This window comes from Streptomyces sp. NPDC001231 (assembly GCF_042896885.1).
Taxonomy (GTDB): domain Bacteria; phylum Actinomycetota; class Actinomycetes; order Streptomycetales; family Streptomycetaceae; genus Streptomyces.
Map to the genome: position 1 here is coordinate 1 of NZ_JBIAXS010000069.1, position 6,892 is coordinate 6,892.

General features: G+C 69.2%; 6 protein-coding genes. 4 read left to right on the forward strand and 2 right to left on the reverse strand.

Going from position 1 to position 6,892, the window contains the following annotated elements:
* Positions 1-313 precede the first annotated feature (313 nt).
* The 3 genes from ACFY3J_RS38715 to ACFY3J_RS38725 all read left to right on the forward strand — a co-directional run bounded on the left by ACFY3J_RS38715 (position 314) and on the right by ACFY3J_RS38725 (position 3,138).
* Positions 314-688: a DUF6223 family protein gene (locus tag ACFY3J_RS38715; protein WP_384187762.1), complete on the forward strand. Its 375-nt coding sequence runs from the start codon at positions 314-316 to the stop codon at positions 686-688.
* Between the two features lie 494 nt (positions 689-1,182).
* Complete coding sequence (locus ACFY3J_RS38720) at positions 1,183-1,626, forward strand: nitroreductase/quinone reductase family protein (RefSeq protein WP_384187765.1); 444 nt, start codon at positions 1,183-1,185, stop codon at positions 1,624-1,626.
* 855 nt (positions 1,627-2,481) lie between these two features.
* Positions 2,482-3,138 (forward strand): maleylpyruvate isomerase N-terminal domain-containing protein, encoded by a 657-nt coding sequence (locus ACFY3J_RS38725; RefSeq protein ID WP_384187800.1) that lies wholly within the window; start codon positions 2,482-2,484, stop codon positions 3,136-3,138.
* Positions 3,139-3,185: 47 nt separating this feature from the next.
* Here the strand turns inward: ACFY3J_RS38725 and ACFY3J_RS38730 are convergent, their stop codons facing one another.
* Complete coding sequence (locus ACFY3J_RS38730; RefSeq protein ID WP_384187768.1) at positions 3,186-3,644, reverse strand: SRPBCC family protein; 459 nt, start codon at positions 3,642-3,644, stop codon at positions 3,186-3,188.
* A 465-nt stretch (positions 3,645-4,109) separates the two neighbouring features.
* Complete coding sequence (locus tag ACFY3J_RS38735; RefSeq protein WP_384187771.1) at positions 4,110-5,045, reverse strand: LysR family transcriptional regulator; 936 nt, start codon at positions 5,043-5,045, stop codon at positions 4,110-4,112.
* A gap of 1,066 nt (positions 5,046-6,111) precedes the next feature.
* On the opposite strand from ACFY3J_RS38735, the gene ACFY3J_RS38740 reads away from it, so the two are divergent.
* Complete coding sequence (locus tag ACFY3J_RS38740; protein ID WP_384187773.1) at positions 6,112-6,654, forward strand: hypothetical protein; 543 nt, start codon at positions 6,112-6,114, stop codon at positions 6,652-6,654.
* Positions 6,655-6,892 lie beyond the last annotated feature (238 nt).

The following is a 6,892-nucleotide window of genomic DNA, read 5'->3' on the forward strand; positions in this document are numbered from 1 at the left end:
TCACCCAGCCACCACGAATTCGACAGAGACCTCAGCCGGGCCGTGTGACCGAAGCCCCACCCCCTGCACGCACCACCAGCAGCAGCACGGCCCGCAACCTCACGAAACCCGTCTCCGCCCAGCCCACTCCCGCCCAACCCAGTGTGGATGATCGGCCTGGTACCGCACACGCGGTACCTTCGCGGCTTCCGCAGCGTCCGCGGTAGCCGGATGCGGCATCGGCGGCAGCGCGAATTGCCTACGCCCGCCGGACGACCGGCTGTGGGTCCGGCAGACATGATCGGACGACGTCCAGTCATAGGAGGAGCCCCTCATGTCAGTCCGATTTGTGCTTGCTGCGCCGGCGTCCGCGCATGACTCGGTCCAGTCGGCAGCCGTTTACAGCCTGACCACCGGGCGACTCGTGGGCGGCACGGCCGCACTGGTGGCGCTGGCCGGAGTGGTCATCGGGGTGGCTCTGGCCCGCTCCGCCGGTCGCATCGGCACCGGTAACAGGCGCAGCAGGGCCCTCGTGGCCATGGTGGCGGGGCTGTTCGGCATGGTCGTCGGCACGCTGAACCTGGCCGTCGCCGACGGTGGCCCCGGCACCGGCAACGGAGTAGTCGGTGGCGCCTTGGCCCTGATGCTGGGGCTGATCGCCGCGGTCCTCGGTTGGCTGGCCCTGGCTCGCTCCCGCCGCACCGGCTGACCGGGGGATCGGCTGACCGGCGGTCCGCCGGTCAGGCACCAACTGCGCCGCAACTCCTCCGGCTCGGCGCTCCGACCGCCTTCCCGGCTGCGATGCCGAATCGGCCCAGCCATGAGTGCCCACCTTGCTGCGGAACGTCTTCGAACAGCCCGACTCCGACAGGGTGAAGGTGGGATGCCGCCCAGCAAGTCCTGCCGGGCGGCTACTGCTCCGCCGGCCACCGGCTCGGTGGCAGCGCGCCTGTGCCTCCGTCTTCACCCTCGCCCGCCGGGGGGCCGCCTAATGCGCGCCATCCCCCGTCCTGGTCCTGGTCCTGGTCGGCTGCCTCATCCTGACGTTTTCCTGCCGTCGTGCTTGGTCACTGCCGGCGTCATGGTCCTGGTCTTCGGGTCCGCGGTGTACGGCGTTGCACGGCTCCGGCGTGGCTCGGCGCAGCCGCGTACCTCACTGGTTAGCTAATAGCAAGACAGGTCCTCGGCCACGAAGAGGCGGACATGACTCACGTAAATGAAGTAAACAAGCAGGTCATTGCCCAGTTCCGGGCGCAGGGCGGCACTGTAGGAGGCTTCTTCGAGGGCAAGCACCTGTTGCTCCTGCACACGATCGGTCGTCGTACCGGCCAGAAACGGGTGAACCCGCTGGTGTACGCGGCCGACGGTAACTGTTTCCTCGTCTGCGGCACCGCGCGCGGCGCGGAAAGAGATCCAGCGTGGGTGGGCAACGTCGCCGCCATGCCCAAGGTGACCATCGAGGTGGGGGAACAGATCCTCGAAACGACCCCTACCGTTGTCACGCATGCGTCGCCCGACTGGGAACGTCTCTACGGGATCTGGTCGGCGTACTGGCCTGACAGCGCGCAGTACGAGACCAAGACATCGCGCAAGTTCCCCATCGTGAGACTGGAGCCCGACGCATCAGACGACGACCTGCCTGAATGAGTGTTGGTGGGGCTCATGCTCAAGGCTTGGCCAGTCAGGCGGCGCGTAGCCGGTCGATTTCGCCATCGAGGTCGTCGACGTCGTGCAGTACGCGTACGGCGTTGGGTGCAGCCGGGACTTGGGACGGGTGCCGCGTCGACGACCTCGATACGACCGGCGGTGCGGTGGCGCAGCAAGGCTTCGGCGATGGGTGAGCGGGGCGCTGTTGCCGGTGCCGATTTCAGACCGCCGCGGCGGGACCGCTGAGACCCGGCAGCGACCGCGCAAGACCTGGTGGCCTCCGGTTACCGGCCATCGTGGATGCGCGCCTCAGAACCCCGGCGGGGCCGGGAGGAAGCCCGGCCACCACGGGGGCACGCCGCAGGGGCAGTCGTTGGTGGTGCCGCTCCGGAAGAGCGAGAGGGCGCAGCAGGAAACGGCGAGCTCCCGCTCCCCAAGCCCTGACCAGCGGAGACTCGCCCGCCCTGCCCCTTGCCGGACGGGCCGGTCACAAATAGGCATACCGCGAGAGCTACGAGCGTCTAAACGGGCTGCTCCAGACGCCGACCTGAGCGGAAGCCGAGCAGGGTCGAAAATACGGGGACACCCCACGATGCGTGCAGCAGGATGAACCCCGGCCCTCCGTCCCACTTGATCGCCCGGCTGACCGACGCGGCGGACGAGGAGCTCGCCTATGAGCTGGCGCTGCGGCCGGGCCTGAACCGCGCTCAGGTCCGCGCGCCGGCGGATCGATCAGAGGCGGCTGCCGTCCAGCTCGCCTACGGCGGCCGCCTGGACGCGTTGGGCGTCGACCAGGTTGCGCGGCCCGTGACAAAGGAAGGGTGTGACTCCTTCCGGTCGCGGTACGGTCCTGCCATGTCCCGATCAGCCGATACTGACCTCTCCCTGTCCCCTGTCACTGCGGACGACCTCGACCATGCCGTGCAGCTCGCTGTGACGGCCCTTCGCGAGGCGCCGCCAGCCGCGTGGGACGGTAAGGCCGGTTCGCTGGAATGGGACTGCTGGGAGACCGTCGAGCACCTCAGCGATGACCTCTTCGCGTACGCCGCGCAACTGGGCCCCAAAGCACCGCCGTTGGACAGGGAAGTGCCCTTCGCGTGGGAGAGCCGACGGCCAGGCGGCCCGGCGAACGCCATTCACGCCAACCGTGAGGCGGGCCCCGCCGGCCTGTTGCAGGTGTTGGAGGCGAGTGGTGCGCTGCTGGTCGCCATGGTGCGCACGAGGCCGCCGCAGACCCGCGCCCACCACGTCTTCGGCATTTCCGACCCCGAGGGCTTCGCCGCCATGGGAATCGTGGAGACCCTGGTGCACACGCACGACCTGGCGCAAGGGCTCGGGCTCGCCTGGAACCCACCCGCCCACCTGTGCGCACGAGTACTCGCCCGGCTGTTTCCAGACGCCCCGGAATCCACAGATCCCTGGCCCACCCTGTTGTGGGCCACCGGACGCGCCGCACTGCCCGGACGCCCCCGCCTGAACACATGGCGCTGGGACGGCACACCCCGGGCCTAGGCTCAGCTCTCTCCGGCGAAAAAGGTGGCGTTCGTCGGGCTGGGCCGTCAGGCGGGCTGCGCCAGGCGCGCCGTCAGGACACGGGCCCGGGCCCGCTGGACCGCTCCCGCCTGGGAGGCGGCGAAGCGCAGCAGGCCCGGGGGCGTGTGCAGGTGCAGGGTGTCGGTGACGACGCTGCCGGCCGCGTGGCGGTCGATGGCGAAGCGGTAGCTCATGCGGACCCGGCCGGGGCTGCGGACTTCGCCGGAGATCTCGGCGGAGTGCGGGAGGCCGTCCGGGACGGCGACGAGGGTGACGTCGATGATGTTGTCGTGCCGCAGGAAGCCCAGGAACCGGAAGCGTTCCACCGCCGTGTAGTGCACGGTGCTGCCGCTGCGGCGCACGTCGCGGACGGCGACGAGGAGTGGCGACAGGCCGATGTAATGCGATGGTTCGGCCAGGTGCGCGAAGACCTCCTGCGGCGGCACGGCGATCTGGAACGTGTGCTTCAGTTCGGTGGACGGCACCTCGGATCCCTCCTCGATACGGCACGGTGATCCTCCCATCGCCGACGCGAGAGCGGCGGCGATGGGAGGGAAGTCGCCCGACCCAGGCGGTTGAAGCGGCCTGCGAGTCAATGCAGTTGGTGCCGCAGCAACGCGGATCGGGCAGTGGATTGATCGAAAGTCCGTGAAGGACGCCGCAGCCGCGGTGACGGCGGCGATGAGCGTCGCATGGGCACGCCACGTTGCACGTCCGGGCCGGGTGAGTGCAGTGCGTAACTGCGTCGCCTTCCCGCCGCCCCGTGTCAAGCCCGGACGGGCGGATAGCTCGCTCGGCGGCTCAATGGACAGATGCACAGACCTCTGCTGCCGATCAAAAGCGAGGGGTATCAGGGGTGAGGCGTACGGAGGGTGAGAGCCGGAGTATGCCGATGGCCGTGCCTGCCCCGAGCCGTCGTCCGTCGATCCGGCCACGAGGATCGGCGGCGCTCAGCGCGGAAGCACCCAGCCCGGCGTCCAGGTCCCGGCGGCGTCGTGGCCGGCCGCTGTGGCGGCGAGGTGGGTGCGGAGGGCGGCCAGCGCGGGGTGGGGGTTGTCGCGGTGCCACAGGAGCGAGTGCGGGTAGACGGGTGTCGGGTCGGTGACCGGGATGCGGCGCAGGCCGTGGCCGGAGGGCCAGACGAGGCGGGTGTACTCGCCCATGAAGGTGGCCAGGGCCGGGGTGTCGGCGATGGTGTCGAGGAGTGCGTCGGAGCCGAAGTTGGGGCCGGTCGCCTCGATGGTGAGGCCGTACTCGACGACGAGGTCGTCGTAGTAGGCGGCCCACTCGGTTCCGGGGACGATGCCGGGCATCCAGATCCGGTGCCCGGCGAGCCGAACGAGGGTCACCGAGCGGGCGGACGCCAGCGCGTGGTCGGGGCCGATGAGAAGCTGGAGCGGCTCGTCGAGCACCCGGACGGACTCGATGTCCTCGGGAAGGGGCCGGCCGGGCGCGGCGACGGCGCGGAAGGACGCGTCGATCTCACCGGACCGGATGGCGGCGATGGCCGTGTGGATGTCGAACAGCCACACCACGTCGAGATCGGTCTCGGGGTGCGCGCGGTGGAAGCCGCGCATCAGGCCCGACGCCGCGCCACGCGAGTTGATCACGTCGACGCGCAGTGGACGACGGTCGGTGCGCACGGACGCGACCGCGCGTTCGGCGACGCGCAGCAGCTCCCGGGCGTGGGGCAGGAACGCCTGCCCGTCGATGGTGAGCTCGGCGCCGCGCGGCGTGCGGGTGAACAGCCGCACGCCGAGGTTGCGCTCCAGCGCGGCGATGCGCTTGGAAACAGCCTGCTGGGTGACCGCCAGCTCGGCGGCGGCCTCCTGGAACTGCCCCGCGTCGGCGGCGACGACGAAGGTCCGGACGGTGTCGAGGTCCATGCCGACACCCTACGGCCACAACCACTGGTTGTGGCTGAGTGCCCCCGTGGTTGTTTGATCGCCGGATATGGTGCTCGCTTTGATACTTCCGATCGCGGATTGGTTGTGCGAGTGAGTGGCAACGGGCATGAGGAGCGGGCACCGGCCGGGACATCTGCTCGGACATCGGCGGTGGAGTTCCGCCGCAAGCGGCCGGTGCTGATCGTGACGGACCTGATGCGGTTCACGGCGCCGCTGACGATCCCTGCCACCTCCACCCGTGCGTGCCCGCTCCCCCGCCGACCAGCCAGCACAGGCCGGCCGGCCAGGCAGCTCTGCGGGAGGGCTGGAAGCGGCTCTACCCGATCTTCCCTCGGCTGTTCTGCTCCCAGCGGCGGCAGTTCAGGCGCCGGTGCCAGTCCCGGATGCGCCGGTGAGCGCGGCTGATGCGGAGCATGTGGAACGAGCAATCATCAAGACTTGTGCATCCGGACGAGAGCCCAGAGCGGTAGCCGGAGCTGTTGCGAGGAGGCGAGGACCGTACGATGCCGTGCGTGATCGCGAGTTTCTCGGCCCCGCACGTGGTTATGGTCGGCGGGTGCACTGTTCAGAGGCAGGGACGGCAGCAATGAGTGTTCCAGTGACTCCGCCTCGGCCGTTGGATGTCATCTCGTTCTTTCCCGAGCTGGCTGATCACGCAAGGACAGCGATCCGGTTGCACCCGGACCCCGCCGGCCCGGACCCGTACCAGAGCTCCGTGGGTGGGCCGCCGGCGTGGCCGGCAGATGAGGCGTGGCCGACCTGTCCCGGCGGTCAGCACCTCAAGCATCGCCAGCCGCACCGTCCCGACAACGTCCGTGGCAAGCGGTCAGCGACGACGTTCGAATACCTCGGAGAGATCACCTGGGACGAAATCCCGGCTGATATTGCCTGGCCCATGCTTCCGGTCATGCAGGTGTACGCACGGGACGTGCCTTGGTAGGACGGCTTCCCGCAGGATACTGACGTCCTGCAGATCCTGTGGTGTCCGTTCCAGCACCGCTACGAAGACGCGGCGGTGCCTTATAACGGAATCGCCGGCCCGTTCGTGCACGTCCGCTACCGCCACAGCCGTGACCTCTCCGGCAGCTTCGCGACGTCACCCGAACCCGTCGCCATTGGGGAGCCTGGCTACCTGCCGACACCGTGTCTGATTCGGCCGGAGCCGGTCACCGAGTATCCGCACCCTGGTGCGCTGGGTGAGGAGTTCGAGGCCCGAGTCGACGAGTGGGAGATGGCCGCCTTCAGCACGGACGACCCGGAAGACCACGAGCCCCGATACCGCTGGGAGCTGTCAACCGCCCCGGGCTGGAAGCTCGGCGGGCACGAACCCTGGAATTACCAGGGCTATTTCGGGCCGGTGCGGTGCCATGCGTGCGGCAACGAGATGCGGTTCGTTGCCGCGATCGCCGACATCGAATGGGACGGCGGCACGGCGAGTTGGGCCCCGACCGGATTCCTCGATGGTCCCGTGAACAGCCGCCTTCGGCGTCAGTCCCCCACAGATGTGCGGCTCGGCAGGCATGAGACCATGCGCATCTTCACCTGCCCGGTCTCGTCAGCGCATCCGGTCGTCAGCGACCTGGCATAGCGGTCCCGAGCACGTAGCGGCCTTGGGGCCGCGGCCGGGCGAGGCGGACCTTGGGGTGGACGCCCTCGGCCCACACAGAGACGTAGTCGGTGCCGGACAGGTCACGGTGCTGGAAGGCGGCATGTTCGTCCTGCCACTGCTTCTTGACGTGCTCCCTGGCCTAAAGTCCAGGGATTCCGGCCTGGGTCGTCTGACCCTTCCGGGGGCTTCCTGCTTCAACGCGCTGTGCCGGGACTTT